Annotated in this window: 13 protein-coding genes; 6 read left to right on the top strand and 7 right to left on the bottom strand. The window is 65.8% G+C overall.

Annotated features, from left to right (window positions below; translation table 11 throughout):
- Positions 1 to 9 precede the first annotated feature (9 nt).
- Positions 10 to 1,554: an ABC transporter substrate-binding protein gene (locus tag CXY91_RS19665; protein WP_199777511.1), complete on the bottom strand. Its 1,545-nt coding sequence runs from the start codon at positions 1,552 to 1,554 to the stop codon at positions 10 to 12.
- A 61-nt stretch (positions 1,555 to 1,615) separates the two neighbouring features.
- A complete protein-coding gene (locus CXY91_RS19660) occupies positions 1,616 to 2,500 on the bottom strand; it encodes an alpha/beta hydrolase family protein (protein ID WP_100962900.1) in 885 nt (294 codons plus the stop codon).
- Between the two features lie 152 nt (positions 2,501 to 2,652).
- Between CXY91_RS19660 and CXY91_RS19655 the strand changes: the two genes are divergently transcribed.
- Positions 2,653 to 3,303, top strand: a complete 651-nt coding sequence (locus tag CXY91_RS19655; protein ID WP_091833068.1) for a GntR family transcriptional regulator — start codon at positions 2,653 to 2,655, stop codon at positions 3,301 to 3,303.
- Here the strand turns inward: CXY91_RS19655 and CXY91_RS19650 are convergent.
- Both CXY91_RS19650 and CXY91_RS19645 read right to left on the bottom strand, forming a co-directional pair.
- Positions 3,300 to 4,859 (bottom strand): ABC transporter substrate-binding protein, encoded by a 1,560-nt coding sequence (locus CXY91_RS19650; RefSeq protein WP_100962899.1) that lies wholly within the window; start codon positions 4,857 to 4,859, stop codon positions 3,300 to 3,302. The genes CXY91_RS19655 and CXY91_RS19650 overlap by 4 nt on opposite strands.
- Positions 4,860 to 4,915: 56 nt before the next feature.
- Positions 4,916 to 6,058 carry a C45 family autoproteolytic acyltransferase/hydolase gene (locus CXY91_RS19645; protein WP_100962898.1) on the bottom strand — a complete coding sequence of 381 codons (1,143 nt, stop codon included), beginning with the start codon at positions 6,056 to 6,058 and terminating at the stop codon, positions 4,916 to 4,918.
- Positions 6,059 to 6,142: 84 nt separating this feature from the next.
- Between CXY91_RS19645 and CXY91_RS19640 the strand changes: the two genes are divergently transcribed.
- Positions 6,143 to 7,024: a GntR family transcriptional regulator gene (locus tag CXY91_RS19640; protein WP_100962897.1), complete on the top strand. Its 882-nt coding sequence runs from the start codon at positions 6,143 to 6,145 to the stop codon at positions 7,022 to 7,024.
- 77 nt (positions 7,025 to 7,101) lie between these two features.
- A complete protein-coding gene (gene aptA / locus CXY91_RS19635) occupies positions 7,102 to 8,442 on the top strand; it encodes an omega-aminotransferase AptA (protein ID WP_100962896.1) in 1,341 nt (446 codons plus the stop codon).
- Between the two features lie 128 nt (positions 8,443 to 8,570).
- On the opposite strand, the gene CXY91_RS19630 is transcribed toward aptA, so the two are convergent.
- The 3 genes from CXY91_RS19630 to CXY91_RS19620 all read right to left on the bottom strand — a co-directional run bounded on the left by CXY91_RS19630 (position 8,571) and on the right by CXY91_RS19620 (position 11,313).
- Positions 8,571 to 9,815 carry an aminopeptidase gene (locus CXY91_RS19630; protein ID WP_100962895.1) on the bottom strand — a complete coding sequence of 415 codons (1,245 nt, stop codon included), beginning with the start codon at positions 9,813 to 9,815 and terminating at the stop codon, positions 8,571 to 8,573.
- Positions 9,816 to 9,904: 89 nt separating this feature from the next.
- Positions 9,905 to 10,609, bottom strand: coding sequence for a flavin reductase family protein (locus CXY91_RS19625; protein ID WP_248307562.1), 705 nt, complete (start codon positions 10,607 to 10,609; stop codon positions 9,905 to 9,907).
- A complete protein-coding gene (locus CXY91_RS19620) occupies positions 10,606 to 11,313 on the bottom strand; it encodes a GntR family transcriptional regulator (protein WP_091834290.1) in 708 nt (235 codons plus the stop codon). The genes CXY91_RS19625 and CXY91_RS19620 overlap by 4 nt, the downstream gene beginning before the upstream one ends.
- Before the next feature lie 242 nt (positions 11,314 to 11,555).
- Here CXY91_RS19620 and CXY91_RS19615 point away from each other — a divergent pair, with 242 nt between their 5' ends.
- The 3 genes from CXY91_RS19615 to CXY91_RS19605 all read left to right on the top strand — a co-directional run bounded on the left by CXY91_RS19615 (position 11,556) and on the right by CXY91_RS19605 (position 15,195).
- Positions 11,556 to 13,124, top strand: coding sequence for an ABC transporter substrate-binding protein (locus tag CXY91_RS19615; protein WP_100962894.1), 1,569 nt, complete (start codon positions 11,556 to 11,558; stop codon positions 13,122 to 13,124).
- 156 nt (positions 13,125 to 13,280) lie between these two features.
- The gene (locus tag CXY91_RS19610; protein WP_100962893.1) at positions 13,281 to 14,273 is read left to right on the top strand and encodes an ABC transporter permease; all 993 of its coding nucleotides are present in this window, start codon (positions 13,281 to 13,283) and stop codon (positions 14,271 to 14,273) included.
- Positions 14,263 to 15,195 (top strand): ABC transporter permease, encoded by a 933-nt coding sequence (locus CXY91_RS19605; RefSeq protein WP_100962892.1) that lies wholly within the window; start codon positions 14,263 to 14,265, stop codon positions 15,193 to 15,195. Before CXY91_RS19610 ends, CXY91_RS19605 begins: the two co-directional genes overlap by 11 nt.
- Positions 15,196 to 15,202 lie beyond the last annotated feature (7 nt).

The following is a 15,202-nucleotide window of genomic DNA, read 5'->3' as shown; positions in this document are numbered from 1 at the left end:
CAGTTGGCGTCAGTTCGCCAGCGTCACTTCCCACATGCGCAGCTTCGACTGCCACGGCTTGAAGCCCTGGACGCGCTTGGCATGGGCGATGATGTCGAGGCCGTTGAAGGCGAAGATCATCGGGACTTCGTCGATGACGCGCCTGTGCAATTCGTCGACGAGCTTCTGCCGTTCGCCCCGGTCGGAGGTGACGTAGAGCTTGTCGATCAGCTTCTGCGCCTCTGGATTGTCCCAGGTCTTGCGCGGCTGCTTGTCCTTCGGGCCGGAGAACTGCTCGAAGGCGATGGCGGGATCAAAGCGGGCCGAGAAGGAGAAGGACTGCATCTGGTAATTGCCCTTGTTGAAGCGGTCGAGCTGGGTCGCCCAGTCGAGCACTTCGATCTCGGCGTTGACGCCGACGGATTGCAGCATCTGCTGCGCCACCACAGCGGCCGGGAAGCTCGGCACGGTCGGGCGTTTGTTGGCGAGGATCACGATCTTCTCGCCCTTGTAGCCGGCCTCCTTGAGCAGGGTCTTGGCGCGGGCCGCGTCGTAGACATGGCCCTTTTTCTCGACCTCGCCGAAATAGCTCGAGCCGGAATAGATCGGCGACGCGTTGGGCTTGCCAAGGTCGTTGTAGAAGGAGGCGACGATCTCATCCATGTCGAGCGAGGCGGCGATCGCCTGGCGCAGCTTCTGGTTGCCCATCACCGCGTCCCTGGTCTGGATCAGGAAGACGTGCCTGACGGCATTGGGCTCGGCCGCGACCGAGAGCTTCGGGTTCTTCTTCAGCTCGGCCGCATCGCTCGGCAGGATCTCGGCCATGTCGAGCGCGCCGGAGATCAGGCCGGCCTTCACCGTGGCCGGATCCTTGACGATCAGGAACTTGACCTCCTTGAGCAGCGGCCGCTTGGAGCCGACATAGCCGTCGGCCTTGCCGCCGTCCTTCGGTGATTTGTAGCCGTCGAAGGCGGTCATGGTGAAGTACTCGCCGCGCTTCCACTCGCCGAACTTGTAGGGGCCGGTGCCGATCGGCTTGTCCCAGGACCCGTCGGCCTTGACCGAATCCTTGTGCAGGATCGCGGTCATCGCGCAGTCGGTGCGGGCGAGCGTGTCGAGGAAGAGCGCGTTCGGCTTGTCGATCTGCATGACGACGGTGCGGGCATCGGGCGCGGTCACCGCCTCGACCTTGAGGCCGGAGCGGCCGTCGAATTCCGAGGTGCAGCGCCAGTCGGTCTTGGCGTCCATGTAGCGGTTCCAGCTCCACAGCACGTCGGCCGAGGTCAGCTCGGCGCCGTTATGGAACTTGACGCCCTGGCGCAGCGTAAAGGTGTAGGTCTTGCCGTCGGCGGAGAGGTCGACCTTCTCGGCGAGCAGCGGCGTCGCGACGCCGCCCTCATTGTAGCCGACGAGGCCCTCGACCAATTGCAGCGCGAAATCGTCGGTGTTGTCGTCGCGGTTGACGCCGGGATTGTTGCTGCGGATGTCGGCGGCGACCGCAACCGTGATGGACTGCGCCGCGGCGGGGCTGGCGAGCGCCAGCAAAGCGAAGGCGGAGGCGAGCAGGCGGTTCATCGGCAATTCCCCTCTTTGTCTTGTTGTCTTGATCTTGTCGTTGTGCGTGCGATCGCTGACGTCAGGCCGCCCTGGCCGCGCCGGATCGGCGCTTGGCGAGCTCCTCGGCGAAGAAGTCCTCGACCCGCGAGACGGCCTTCAACCCGTCATGCGGCATGTTCGGCACGAGGTCGAAGCGCACGTCGATGCCGTGCTCCTCGAAATTCCGGCGCAAGCTGTCGAGCCGTTCCGGACGGTTCGTGCCGGCGCGGTTGGCGTCCGGCATCCAGCTGCGGTCGCCGGGCTTGTGGGTGATCTCCCAAGTCTCAAGATCGGCGGCACCGACGATCATCTGCACCGCGACCTTGCGCATCGCCTCGATGTCGGGCGCGCTGCCGAAGAGCTCGGCCATGTTGCGGGTGCCGACCCACCAGTCGCGCGTCGGGTCGAGCAGCGTCACCGAGCCTGGCGCGCCGATCGAGGCGGCCCAGAGCTTGTCCGGCTGAAGCATCAGGAAGCGGTGAGCAAAGTGGCCGCCGCCGGAATAGCCGAACAGGGCGAAGCGGTCGAAACGCAGGCCGTAATGCTGGGCGACCTCCTCGACCATGGCGAGCAGGATGTGGTCGTAACGGACCTCGCCTTCGCGCATGTATTTGAAACCGTTGCGGTTGCCGTCGCCCATCACGCCGATCGGGAAGAGCGGGGCGAGGATGACGCAGTTGTTCCAGCGGCCGAAGGCCTCGAAGGCGTCGCGATAGCCGGTGAAGCCGCGCCCGGTGCCGTGCATGGTGACGACGAGCTCGGGAGGCTGGCCGCCCTTGCCGAGGCTCTTTGGCACATAGAGGCAATAGCTGAAGCGGGGATCGGCCTTGCAGGCGATCACCGGGGTCGGGCCGAGGTCGTAGAGCGCGCGGGCGATCGCCGCCGCGTCGTCCTGCTTGGCGGGCTTTGCAGCGGGAGCGGTCATACGGCGGGTCCTGATTGGCTATAAGATTGGCGCCAATTTTGTTGCATGATACGGATGGAGCCGCAAGCCGGATTCGACCGATGCTGAGCGGCCTGTGCGCGAGACGTGCGAGCCGGCTCGCAAGCGTCATTGCAATGCTCTAGAGACCCGTCATGGCCAGCCGTCCGAAAATCCGCCAGCGCGCCAAGGGCGAACTCGCCAACGAGATCGCCAAGGCGATCCATATCCGCGCCTATCGTCCGGGCGAATGGCTGCGCCAGATCGATCTGGAAGAAGCCTTCCAGGCGACGCGCTTCGATGTCCGCACGGCGCTCGACGAGCTTGCCATACGCAAGACGATCGAGCACGTACCCAATCGCGGCTACCGCGTTGTCGAGATCGATCTCGCCACCTACCGCGCGATCCGCGATACCCGCATCATCCTGGAGAGCGCCGCCTCCCGCCTGGTGATCGGCAGGATGGACGAAGAGGCCGTCGCCCGGCTCGATGCACTCGCCCACGAGTTCAGCCGTGCCGTGCAGAGCGGTACGCGCGTCGAGCAGAGCGAGATCAACCGCGCCTTCCATAGCCTGATCTATGCCCATTGCGGCAATCCGGTGCTGGCGGAGACGATCTGGAGCCTGCGCGACCGCTCGCGCGGTTCGGCGGTCACGGTCTGGGCCTCGCATCAGGCCCTGCTCGCAAGCGATGCGGACCACCACGCCATGGTCGCGGCGATCCGCGCCGGGGATGGAGAGCGTCTGGCCGAGCTGATCAGCCAGCACATCCTCAAGGACCTTATCGAGGCCGGTGGTGCGGCCTAGTCCGCGACCGTGACTTCCCAGAGTCGCGGTTTCGACAGGATCGAGGATTTGTAGCCCTTGACCCGCTTGCCATAGGCGCCGGCGTCGATGCCGTTATAGAGCATTACCATCGGCACCTCGGCGATGAAGCGCTGGTGCAGTTCGTCGAACAGCTTCTGGCGCTCGGCCTTGTCGGAGACGACCATCGACTTGTCGAGCAGCGCCTGCGATTCCGGGGTGTCCCAGACCTTGCGCGGCTGCGTCGCCTTCGGGCCGGTCATCGATTCGAAGCTGAGAGCGGGGTCGAGCCTGGCCGAATAGGGGAAGGCCTGGAGCTGATAGTTGCCCTTGGTATAGCGGTCGAGCTGCGTTGCCCATTCGAGCACCTCGATCTGGACGTTGATGCCGGCAGCCTGCAGCATCTGCTGCGAAACGACGGCGGCATCGAAACTCTGCGGGTAGCGCTTGTTGGCGATCATCACCAGCGGCTCGCCCTTGTAGCCGGCTTCCTGCAGCAGCTTCCTGGCCGCGGCGAGGTCGTATGCATAGCCCTTGGCCTGGACCGGGCCGTAATAGGACGACATCGACGGCACGATCGAGTTGTTGCGCTTGCCGAGCCCGTCCGTGACCTGCGCCACGAGTTCCTCGGTGTCGATTGCCGCCGCGATCGCCTGGCGCAATTTGACATTGCCGAGCAGCGGGTCGCGGGTCTGCAGGAGGATGCCGACCAAGCCCATGTTCGGCGTGATCGAAAGTCCGATGCGCTGGTCCTTCTTGAGCTCCTTGACCTCGGCATTGGCGACGTCCGGGATCACATCGACATCGCCGCGCAGCAGTGCCGCCTTGGCGGTGGCGCCGTCCGGGATGACCATGAAGCGGATTTCGTCGACGAGCGGGCGCTTGCCGCCGGTATAGCCGTCGGGCGCGCCCGGCAGGCTGGCATAGGCCTCGTTGCGGGTCAGGCGGACGAACTCGCCGCGCTTCCATTCGGCGAACTTGTAGGGGCCGGTGCCGATCGGCTTGTCGAAGGAACCGTCGGCTTTCAGCGAATCCTTGTGCAGGATCGCCGTCATCGCGCAGTCGGTGCGGGCGAGATTGGCGAGAAAGAGCGAGCTCGGCTTGTCCAGCTTGAAGACGACGGTCGCCGGATCGGGGGCCGTCACCGCCTCGACCTTGACGCGGCCGCGCCCATCGAATTCCGACAGGCAACGCCAGTCGGCCTTGGCGTTCATATAGTGGTTCCAGCTCCAGACCATGTCGGCCGAGGTCACGTCGGCCCCGTTGTGGAACTTGAGGCCCTTGCGCAGGGTGAAGGTGTAGCTGAGCCCGTCCGGCGAAACCTCGACCTTTTCGGCGAGCAGCGGCTTCACCTCCGAATCCTCGCCATAGGCGACGAGCCCCTCGACGACATGCAGCATCACGGCGTCAGTGTTGTCGTCGCGGTTGATCCCCGGATTGATGCCGCGGATGTCGGCATTCAGGTGGACCCGCAACGTCGCGGCCGCAGCCGGCAGGGGGGCAGCGGTTGCAAGGCCCAATCCGGCGAGGGCTAGGGAAAGGCGGCGTCGGTTGTGCATCGGCGGGTTCCCCTTGTCTTTTGGTTTTGGCTTGGATGCTGTCTGGCTTGGCGGCCCTATTCGGCGGCCTGCGCCAGCGTCACCGGCTCATCGGTCAGGCTGTAGCGGGTGAATATGCGGTTGAGGGCCGGGAGCGGTGCGACCTCCATGGTGCCCTTGGCCGGCTGCATGATCACCATCGAGACGGTGGCCGAGAGATTGCCGGTGTCGTTGAGGCGCGGCGGCCGGCAGACCGAGTGCGGCGTCAGGAAATCGTCGAAGAAAGCCTCTTTGAGATCGGCGACCGTGAGCTTGCGACCGGCCTCGTTCAGCAGCTTCCTGACGCGCCAGTCGCGGTAGAAGCTCTCGGGCACGCGCGGGATGCCGGTGTCGGTGAGCTTGGTCAGCGCGACCTGGCCGACCCAGTGATTGGCGTGCACGATGAGCCCGTCCTCGGGATAGAGCGGGAAGGCGGCGTCGGGCGCGCATTCGAAGTCGATGCCGAAGCCGGCGATCGTCGAGAGCATCATGTTGTTCGAGCAGGCTTTCGGCGTCGTCGCGACCGCCTTGATCGCGTAGGCGAAATGCTCCTGCTCCAGCACCTTGCGACGGATCAGGGCGAGCGGCACGCCGGTTTGCGTGAAGTCGCGCTCGCTTTCGAGATAGTTGGCGGTGATCGAGATGCCGGCGGCGTTCATGCCGCAGCGGGCGAGACCGCCGGCCTCGACGAAGGTCAGGAAGTCCGGACCGTCGTCGCGGCGCACGCGCAGCACGATCGCCGTCTCCGCGCATTCGGCCTTCCAGTCCCAGTTCTGGCCGTGGATCAATTCGCCCGTAGCGCTGCGCTCGGGCAGGATGATCGCGCCGGTGCAGCCATCGTCGAGCTCCTCCTCAGCCCCGACCGGCTTGCTCTTTTCGAGCTTCGCCTTGGCGATGACCTCGGTGCGGGCGTTGATCATGATGACGTCTTCGAGCGCGACGCCGGCGCCGTCGGCGATGCCGCGCATCTCCTCGACATAGTGCTTGCCGAAGGCTTCGATCTCGCGGGCGAACTCGCCGATCAGTCGCGACTTGGCGGCGGCGTCATAGCCGAGCTCGCCGAGCTGTCCGCCATAGAGTTCGATCGAGCGCTTGACGCGCTTCGGCACCGCCGCACCATGCTGGCGGCCGCGCTCATAGGGCGTGCCGGCGACATCGACGAAGGGAAAGGGTTCGACCATGGCCGGATCTCCGCGGGTTCGCGCTGGTGATGTGTCTGGCTATAATGTATTTCATTTCAAACTAAGACAATCAAGAGTCTTCTCATGGCGGCACCGACACGATTGCAGCAGGAGATCGCCGAACGCATCATGCAAATGGTGCGGGAGGATGGACTTCAGGCTGGCGCCTGGCTGAACGAGAACAGCGCGGCGCGCCGCCTCAACGTCTCGCGCACGCCGGTGCGCGCCGCGATCGACCATCTCGCCCGGCAAGGGCTGGTGCGCCGGCATCCGAACAGGGGCGTCGAGCTGCTCAGCGCGCTGGAGGCGCCTGCCGATCAAGGCGCCAGCGCCGATGAGAGCGAGCTCGTCATGGTCAAGGTGGCGCAGGATCGCCATGGCGGGCACTTGCCCGATGAGATTTCCGAGCTCGAACTGATGCGGCGCTACGAGCTCGGCCGGCCCGAGGTGCAGCGCCTGATGGCGCGGCTCGCCGATCTCGACATGGTCGAGCGCAAGCGCGGCTATGGCTGGCGCTTCCTGCACGAGGCGCGCGATCAGTCTGCCCATGACGAGCGCTATCGCTTTCGCCTGCTGATCGAGCCGATGGTCTTTCTGGAGCCAGGCTTTGCGCTCGACCAAGGCTGGATCGACGAGATGAGGGCCCGGCACGAGCTGACCCTGTCGCAGCCCTGGAAGGAAAGCTCGGCGATCGGCTTCTACGAGATGAACGCCGATTTCCATGAGGGGCTGGCGGCCGCCTCCGGCAACCGCTTCATCCACTCCGCCATCCGCCGCCAGAACCAGATGCGCCGGCTCTCCAATTACGATTGGACCTATGGCTATGAGCGCGTTGTGGTGAACAGCCGCGAGCATCTGCAGATGCTCGCGACGATCGAGGCCGGCGATCTTCAGCTCGGCAGTGCGCTGATGCGCAGCCATCTCCAGCGCGCCATGCAGCTGCGCAGGCCGGACGGGCTGGACTGAGACTACCCGGCATCCTCGCTATTGTCTTTTGAATTTACAAAAGACATCATACGGTCGTTGATAGTGAGGACCCGCTGATGACCGCGCATGCACTTGCCCCCGAAAGCCGCCGCGACAACGCTCCCGACGCATTCTGGATGCCGTTTACGCCGATGCGCGCTTTCCGGCAGGCGCCGCTGCTGTTCGAGCGGGCGGAAGGCATGCACTACATCACCCCGAACGGACTGCGCGTGCTCGACGGCATGGCCGGGCTCTGGTGCGTCAACGCCGGTCATGGCCAGGCGACGATCACGGAGGCAATCCGGGCCGCCGCCGGCCGGCTCGACTTCGTCTCGTCGTTCAAGATGAGCCATCCCGACGCGCAGGCCTATGCTGCCAGGCTCTGCGACTTCGCGCCGGAGGGCATCGACCACGTCTTCTTCGTCAATTCCGGCTCGGAAGCGGTCGATACCGCCCTGAAGATCGCGCGCGCCTACCATCAGGCTCGCGGCCAGGCCGGGCGGACCAAGCTGATCGGGCGTGCCAAGGGCTATCACGGCATGGGCTGGGGCGGGCTCTCGGTCTCGGGCATCGGCCGGCACAAAGCCGCCTTCGGGCCGTTGCTGCCCGATGTCGCGCATCTACCCTTGCCCTATGATCGAGCGACGATGGCGTTCTCACGCGGCCGGCCGGAAGGCGGTCTCGTCGAGGCCGAGGCGCTGGAGACCCTGCTGCAGATCCATGATCCCGCGACCGTCGCGGCCGTCATCGTCGAGCCGGTGACCGGCTCGGGCGGGGTCTATCCGCCGCCAAAGGGTTATCTCGAATGCCTGCGCGCGATCTGCGACCGGCACGGCATCCTGCTGATCTTCGACGAGGTCATCACAGGCTTCGGCCGGCTGGGCAGTCCGTTCGCGGCGCAGGCCTATGGCGTCAGGCCCGACCTGATGAGTTGCGCCAAGGGCATGACCAATGGCGCGGTGCCGATGGGCGGGGTCCTCGTCGCCGGCCACGTCTACGAGGCCTTCATGGCCGGCCCGCCCGAGGCGATCGAACTCTTACACGGTTATACCTATTCGGCCCATCCGCTCGCCTGTGCAGCCGGCCTCGCGACGCTCGACGTCTTTGCCGAGCAGGACATCCTGGGTAGCCTCGCCAAGGTGCTGCCGCTCTGGGAGGAGCGGGCGCACCGGCTGAAGGGCGCGGCCCACGTCGTCGACATCCGCACCGCGGGCCTGCTCTGCGCGATCGATCTTGCGCCGCGTCCCGGTGCCGATGGCGCCAGAGGCGGGGAGGCGAACGCGCTCTGCCTCGACGCCGGCGTGCTAGTCCGCAATGCCGGCGACACGCTGGTGCTGTCGCCGCCATTGGTCATCGCGCCCGCGCAGATCGAGGAGATCTTCGCCGCGATCGAGCGGGCGCTGGGGCGGATCGGTTAAGGGGTGTGCTGCGAGGCTGCGCTCCCCATCGTTGCGAGACGCGTAGCGACCAAGCAATCCAGGAGCGGCAGCGCTCTACGTCTCCCTGGATTGCTTCGCTGCGCTCGCAATGACGGGAGCGGCGCTTCTCAGGCCCACTCGCCCTTGCGGAAGACCGCAACGCGGCTGCCGTCGGGCTTGATTCCGTCGATGTCGATCTCCCCGGAGCCGATCATCCAGTCGATATGGATCAGGCTCTTGTTGCCGCCCTGCGCCGCGATCTGCTCCGGCGTCAGCGTGGTGCCGTCGATGAAGCACTTCGAATAGCACTGGCCGAGCGCGATGTGGCAGGAGGCGTTCTCGTCGAAGAGCGTATTGTAGAACAGGATACCGCTCTGCGAGATCGGCGATGAGTGCGGCACCAGCGCGACCTCGCCGAGCCGGCGCGCGCCCTCGTCGGTGTCGAGCACCTTGTTAAGCACCTCTTCGCCGCGGCTCGCCTTGGCTTCGACGATCCGGCCTTCCTCGAAGCGCACCTGGATGTTGTCGATCAGCGTGCCCTGATAGGAAAGCGGCTTGGTCGAGGAGACATGGCCCTCGACGCGGCGGGCATGCGGGGTGGTGAAGACCTCTTCGGTCGGGATGTTGGCGTTGCAGGTAATGCCGTTCTTGGCGGTCGAGGCGCCGCCCTCCCATTCATGGCCATCTGCGAGGCCGATGGTGAGGTTCGTGCCCGGCCCGGTGAAATGCAGCGCCGAGAAGCGCTGGCCGTTCAGCCATTTGGTGCGCTGCGCCAGCGCTGCGTTATGCTCCGCCCAGGCCGCGATCGGGTCGTCACGATCGACGCGCGAGGCCGCGAAGATCGCCTCGGCGAGACGGGCGACCGCGACCTCTTCGGCATCGCCCGGGAAAACCTGCTGGGCCCAGGCCGTGCCGGGATAGGAGACGATGTTCCAGTTGATGTCGAAATTGGCGATCTTCTCCAGCGCCGGCTGGTAGGCGATCGAGTTCGCTTTGTTGGCGCGGGCGACCTTGGCCGGGTCCTGCTCGGCGAGCAGCATCGGATTGTCGCCGACGATGGCGAGGCGGGCCGTGTTGGCGGCGAAGGCCTTGCCGACGCCCTCATAGAGCCAGGACGGGGCGCGGTCGAAGCTGGCGTCCTGCCCGAAACGATAGCGCGCCAGCGTCAGCGCCTCGTCGGAGAGGATCGGCGTGACCAGGCCGGCGCCGGCCTTGTAGGCGTGCTCGGCGATGCGCCGGACCAGCGGCAGCGCTGCGACCGGGGCGGTCAGGAACAGGTCCTGCCCCGGCTGCAGGTTGAGGCCGACCTTGATCGCGACCTGCGCCAGCTTGTCGAGCTTGTTGGCATCGATGCCGGAGACGTGCTTGTTCATGGGGGCCTCGTCGAACTGATTTTAAGAGGCCGCATTGCTGGCGGAAATCCTGTCGGGGTCAACCGTTCCTGAGCAGAGGACGCATTCGTTCAGCGCCGGTCGGGCCGTGTGCGCCTCGCCTTGGAACGATCGCCGCGCCAATCGGCCACCGACATGGTCGGCAGGTCGAAATAGTCGCGCGTCGTGGCGTAGCCATGGCCGCCCATGCGGCCGATCGCATCGAGCGCGACCGGATCGACGTAGTGCTTCATCTGATCGACCGTGTCGGCGCGGAAATGCGCGTAGACGACCTCGCCCAGGATGATCTCGCGCGAATTGCCGATGCCGAGCGTGGTGTGGTGGCGGCATTCGAAGGCGGCCGGCGCCTGGCCGATCCAGGGGCAGGGCACCTTGACCCCGGGCATGGCTGAAAGGCCGGCCTCGGCCAGTTCGTCCGTGCCCGGCTCGAACGGCACGGCGCAGGCATTCATGCCGTCGAGCAGCGCGTCGGAGACGATGTTGACGGTGAACGCCAGTGTCTCGCGGACATTTCGGCCGGTGTCCTTCTGTCCGCCGGTCAGGCGGTATTCGACGCCAAGCGCCAGGATCGCCGGATCGGCCGAGAGACAGTTGAAGAAGGAGAAGGGGGCGGCGTTGACGACGCCATTGGCGTCGATCGTGGTCACCAGCGCGATCGGGCGCGGCACCACGGCGCCGATCAGCAGCTTGTAGCGCTCGCGCGGGGTCAGCGCGGCAAAGTCGAAGGTGACGATCTCGGCGGCGGCCGACCGGTCCTGCGTCAGCGTCTGGGTCACGATGGGGTCAATCCTTCACTCAGGGCATAGGGCGCGAGCACGTCGCGGATGTCGCGTTCGCCGCGCGGCGCCAGCAAGGCGCGGGTGACGACCGATTGCAGGTGGTGGTCCATCAGCGCGGCGGCGCGGGCGGCGTCGCCGGCGCGCAGCGCTTCGATCAGTTGGCGATGCTCGGAGACGGCGCATTCGGAGGAGTGCGGGCGGCCGTAGATGGCGAGGATCAGCGAGCAGCGCGACGACGCTTCCTGGACATAGCGCAGCAGCAGCGCGTTGCCGGTCATCTCGGCGAGCTTGATGTGGAATTCGCCGGACAGCCGGATCGATTCCGGCCCGTCCTGCTCATGCGCCTTTTCTTCCAGCCGCACATGCGCCTCGAGCTCGGCCGATTGCGCCGGCGTCAATCGGCCGGCGAGGTTCTCGGCGACGAGCCGCTCCAGCCCGCGGCGGACCTCGAAGACGTCGCGCGCCTCTTCCAGTGTCGGATATGCGACATTGGCGCCGCGATTGGGCTTGAGCTCGACCAGGCCCTCGACGGCCAGCCGTCCGAAGGCCTCGCGCACCAGCGTGCGGCTGACGCCGAGCTGTTCGCCGATCGCATCCTCCGGCAGCTTCACACCTGGCTTCAGCGCCTGCTCGATGATGGCACGCCGCAGCGCCTTGTAGACCGCCTGCGCGCGCGGCACCGGCGCGCCCTTCTCGGGCATCCTGACGTTGGAGTTCGACTTGTTCGCAGCGAGCGGGCGGGCAGGGCGCGGCATGCATCGAGTTTCCGCTTGTCTTCAATAATCGCATACAATACGGTTATTGTATCGTATGCAAGTTGATGAATTATCGCACACGAGATGGCGCGGAAAGCGCCACGGTGGTCACAGAGGCGGCAACGAAACGGCATTCCCCCGGTACGCAGCGCGGGCCGGCGGCGAGCAACGACAAAGGGGAGAGTTCGATGAAGAAGGCCTGGCTGCTGGCGGCCGTCGCCGCCTTTGCGCTGAATGGCGCGGTCGAAGCGAAGACGCTAAAATGGGGCGCGTCGCGCGAGATCGCCTCGCTCGACCCCTATTCCTATGGCGAGACCTTCACGCTCGCCGTGCTGAACCACGTCTATGAAGGTCTGGTGCGCTATACCGGCGATCTCAAGATCGAGCCGGCGCTGGCGGAATCCTGGGAGACGGTGACGCCGACGACCTGGCGCTTCAAGCTGCGCAAGAACGTCAAGTTCCACAACGGCAACCCGTTGACGGCCGACGACGTCATCGCCTCGCTGGCGCGCGTCACCCACGATACCTCGCCGCTCAAGGGCAACCTGCCAGCCTATAAGAGCTCGAAGAAGATCGACGATTACACGGTCGAGCTCGAGGTCAACGGCCCCTATCCGCTGCTGCTCAACGACCTCACCAACATCTTCATCTTCGACAAGGAGTGGATGGAGGCGAACAACTCGCTGCTTCCCACCGATTCCGGCAAGGGCGTGAAGGGTTATGCGACCGACAACGCCAACGGCACCGGCCCGTTCAAGATCGAGAGCCGCCGCGTCGACGCCAAGACGGTCTTCGCCAGGAATCCCGACTGGTGGGACAAGCCGCAGCACAATATCGACGTGATCGAGTTCACGCCGATCACCTCGTCGTCGACGCGCGTGGCGGCGCTGCTCTCCGGCGAGATCGACTATACCAATGTCGCGCCGCTGCAGGACCTGCCGCGCCTCTCGGCCTCGCCCGAGGTCAAGGTGCTGCAGACCAACGAGTTGCGCTCGGTCTTCTTCGCTTTCAACCTGACCGACAAGCTGGTCGAGAGCGACGTCAAGGACAAGAACCCCCTCAAGGACATCAAGGTGCGCGAGGCGCTCTACCGCGCGATCGACATCGACGCCGTGCAGAAGCGTGCGATGCGCGGCCTCTCGCGCAATACCGGCGCGCTCGTCGCCCCGGCGATCCCCGGCTATGAGCCCTCGCAGGATGAGCGCCTGCCCTTCGACCTCAACGGTGCCAAGAAGCTGCTCGCCGAGGCCGGCTATCCCAATGGTTTCTCTTTCCTGATGAACTGCCAGAGCGACTCGCTCGTCAACGAGGAGGAGTTCTGCCAGGCGGTGGCGGCGATGTGGTCGCGCGCTGGGTTCAAGCCGAACCTCAGCCTGGCGCCGCGCAGCCAGCAGACGCCGAAGCGGGTCAAGGGCGATTTCGACGTGATCTCCTTCGGCTGGGCCAATGAGCCGATGATCGACGCCTATTCGATCCTGGTGCAGGTGCTACGCTCCAAGAGCGGCACGGGCGGCGTGTTCAACTGGGGCAACTGGGGCGATCCGCGCATCGACGCGCTGGTCGACAAGGCCGGCGTCGAGCTCGATACGCCAAAGCGCATCGCGCTGATGCAGGAGGCGCTGAAGATCGCCAAGGCCGAGCAGCTCTTCATTCCGCTGCACCAGCAGCCGATGGCCTGGGCGATGCGCAGCACCGTCGCCTCCACGGTTCAGGCCTCGGACAACAAGCCGCGGCTGTGGCTCACCATGATGAAGTGAAGGCGCTCATAGCGCTTCTGGTGTGAGGTCGTCCCGGCCGGAGCCGCGTAGCGGCGCAGAGCCGGGATCCATGCCTGAACCGTTCCGGAATGGATCCCGGGTCTCCCTTGGGTCGCCCGGGATGACCAGACATCAAGTCGGCAGCGGAGTTCCCCAATGCCCGCCTTCCTGTTCAAGCGCTTCGTCAATGCCGCCGGCGTCATGCTGGCGGTGGCGTTCCTCGCCTTCCTGACCTTCCGCTTCGTCGGCGATCCCGTCGAGTTGATGCTCAACGAGCAGGCGAGCCAGCAGCAGCGCGACGAACTGCGGACCAGGCTCGGGCTCGACAAGGGCTTCGTGCTGCAGTTCGCGACCTTCGTCGGCAATGCCGTGCGCGGCGATTTCGGCATCTCCTACCGGAACCAGCAGGAGGTGTTCACGCTGATCGCCGAGCGCTTCCCGGCGACCTTCGAGCTGGTGCTGGTCGCGACCTTCCTGTCGCTGGCGGTCGGCATCCCGCTCGGCGTCTACACGGCGATCCGACGAGAGAGCGTCCTCGCCAAGGCACTACAATTCATCTCGGTGCTCGGCGTCTCCCTGCCGAGCTTCGCGCTCGGCATCCTCTTCATCCTGGTCTTCTCGGTGAACCTGCAATGGCTGCCCGCCTTCGGTCGCGGTGAGGTCGTCCAGCTCGGCTGGTGGAGCACCGGCTTCCTGACGGCGTCGGGCCGCAAGGCGCTGATCCTGCCCGGCATCACGCTCTCGCTCTTCCAGATCACGCTGGTGATGCGGCTGGTGCGGGCCGAGATGCTGGAGACGATGCGGACCGATTTCATCCGTTTCGCCAGGGCGCGCGGCCTGCCGGCCCGCGTCGTGAATTTCCGGCACGCGCTGCGCAATTGCCTGATGCCGGTGATCACGGTGACCGGCCTGCAGATCGGCAACCTGATCGCCTTCGCGCTGGTCACCGAGACGGTGTTCCAGTGGCCGGGCATGGGCATGCTCTTCGTCCAGGCCGTCACCTTCGTCGATATCCCGGTGATGGCGGCCTATCTGATCGTCGTCTCCTTCATCTTCGTCTCGCTCAACACGGTGGTCGACCTGACCTATGCCTGGGTCGATCCGCGCCTGCGCGAGGACGCGCTTTCGGGAGGCGCCAATGCCCGCTGAAGCCGCCAAACCCGGCCGCCTGCGCCGCTTCCTCGACAGCGACATCGGCTGGAGCTTCCGGCGCACGCCGGCCGCCTGGCTCTCGACGCTGGTGCTGTCGATCCTGATCCTGACCGCGTTGTTCTGCCCGCTGATCGCGCCGCAGAACCCGCACGACCTGGCGCAGGTGTTTATCGACAAGGCCGAGATCCCGCCGATCTGGTCGGCGGATGGCGAATGGCCCTTCCTGCTCGGCACCGACCCGCAGGGGCGCGACGTGCTCTCCGCCATCCTCTACGGCACGCGGGTCTCGCTGATCATCGGCTTCTCGGCCGTGCTGGTCTCGATGGCGATCGGCGTCTCGCTCGGCCTTGCCGCCGGCTTCTATGGCGGGCGGATCGATAATCTCCTGATGCGGCTCGGCGATACCGTTTTGTCGATCCCGACGCTGCTGATGGCGATCCTGGTCTCGGCGATCTTCCGGGAATTGCTGCCGCCAGCGCTGCGCGATCCCTTCGCCGCCGCCGTGCTTGTGGTCTCGATCGCGCTGACCAGCTGGGTGCAGTACGCCCGCACCGTGCGCGCCTCGACCATGGTCGAGCGGCGCAAGGAATATGTGCTGGCGGCGCGGATCATCAAGGTGCCGGCTGGGCGGATCATGCGCCGGCACATCCTGCCGAACACGCTGACCCCGGTGATGGTCGCGGCCACGCTCAATCTCGGTCTCGCCATCCTGTCGGAAGCGACCCTCTCTTTTCTAGGCGTCGGCATGCCGATCACCCAGCCCTCCCTCGGCACGCTGATCCGCATCGGCAACCAGTATCTGTTCTCCGGCTCCTGGTGGCTCGTCGTCTTCCCCTCGCTGCAGCTCGGACTGATCGTCCTCTCGGTCAACCTCCTCGGCGACTGGTTGCGTGACGCGCTGAACCCGAAGCTGCGCTGACGACAAG

It is taken from the genome of Allobosea sp. FBZP-16, assembly GCF_002831785.1.
In the GTDB taxonomy this organism is placed as follows: domain Bacteria; phylum Pseudomonadota; class Alphaproteobacteria; order Rhizobiales; family Beijerinckiaceae; genus Allobosea; species Allobosea lupini.
The sequence above is the reverse complement of the archived record's forward strand: the minus strand, read 5'-3'. Positions and strand labels throughout refer to the sequence as shown.

What these genes read in the sequence shown, in the direction of transcription:
- CXY91_RS19665 (WP_199777511.1), bottom strand. Translation starts at nt 1,554, where the DNA reads ATGAACCGCCTGCTCGCCTCCGCCTTCGCTTTGCTGGCGCTCGCCAGC.
- CXY91_RS19660 (WP_100962900.1), bottom strand. Translation starts at nt 2,500, where the DNA reads ATGACCGCTCCCGCTGCAAAGCCCGCCAAGCAGGACGACGCGGCGGCG.
- CXY91_RS19655 (WP_091833068.1), top strand. Translation starts at nt 2,653, where the DNA reads ATGGCCAGCCGTCCGAAAATCCGCCAGCGCGCCAAGGGCGAACTCGCC.
- CXY91_RS19650 (WP_100962899.1), bottom strand. Translation starts at nt 4,859, where the DNA reads ATGCACAACCGACGCCGCCTTTCCCTAGCCCTCGCCGGATTGGGCCTT.
- CXY91_RS19645 (WP_100962898.1), bottom strand. Translation starts at nt 6,058, where the DNA reads ATGGTCGAACCCTTTCCCTTCGTCGATGTCGCCGGCACGCCCTATGAG.
- CXY91_RS19640 (WP_100962897.1), top strand. Translation starts at nt 6,143, where the DNA reads ATGGCGGCACCGACACGATTGCAGCAGGAGATCGCCGAACGCATCATG.
- aptA (WP_100962896.1), top strand. Translation starts at nt 7,102, where the DNA reads ATGACCGCGCATGCACTTGCCCCCGAAAGCCGCCGCGACAACGCTCCC.
- CXY91_RS19630 (WP_100962895.1), bottom strand. Translation starts at nt 9,815, where the DNA reads ATGAACAAGCACGTCTCCGGCATCGATGCCAACAAGCTCGACAAGCTG.
- CXY91_RS19620 (WP_091834290.1), bottom strand. Translation starts at nt 11,313, where the DNA reads ATGCCCGAGAAGGGCGCGCCGGTGCCGCGCGCGCAGGCGGTCTACAAG.
- CXY91_RS19615 (WP_100962894.1), top strand. Translation starts at nt 11,556, where the DNA reads ATGAAGAAGGCCTGGCTGCTGGCGGCCGTCGCCGCCTTTGCGCTGAAT.
- CXY91_RS19610 (WP_100962893.1), top strand. Translation starts at nt 13,281, where the DNA reads ATGCCCGCCTTCCTGTTCAAGCGCTTCGTCAATGCCGCCGGCGTCATG.
- CXY91_RS19605 (WP_100962892.1), top strand. Translation starts at nt 14,263, where the DNA reads ATGCCCGCTGAAGCCGCCAAACCCGGCCGCCTGCGCCGCTTCCTCGAC.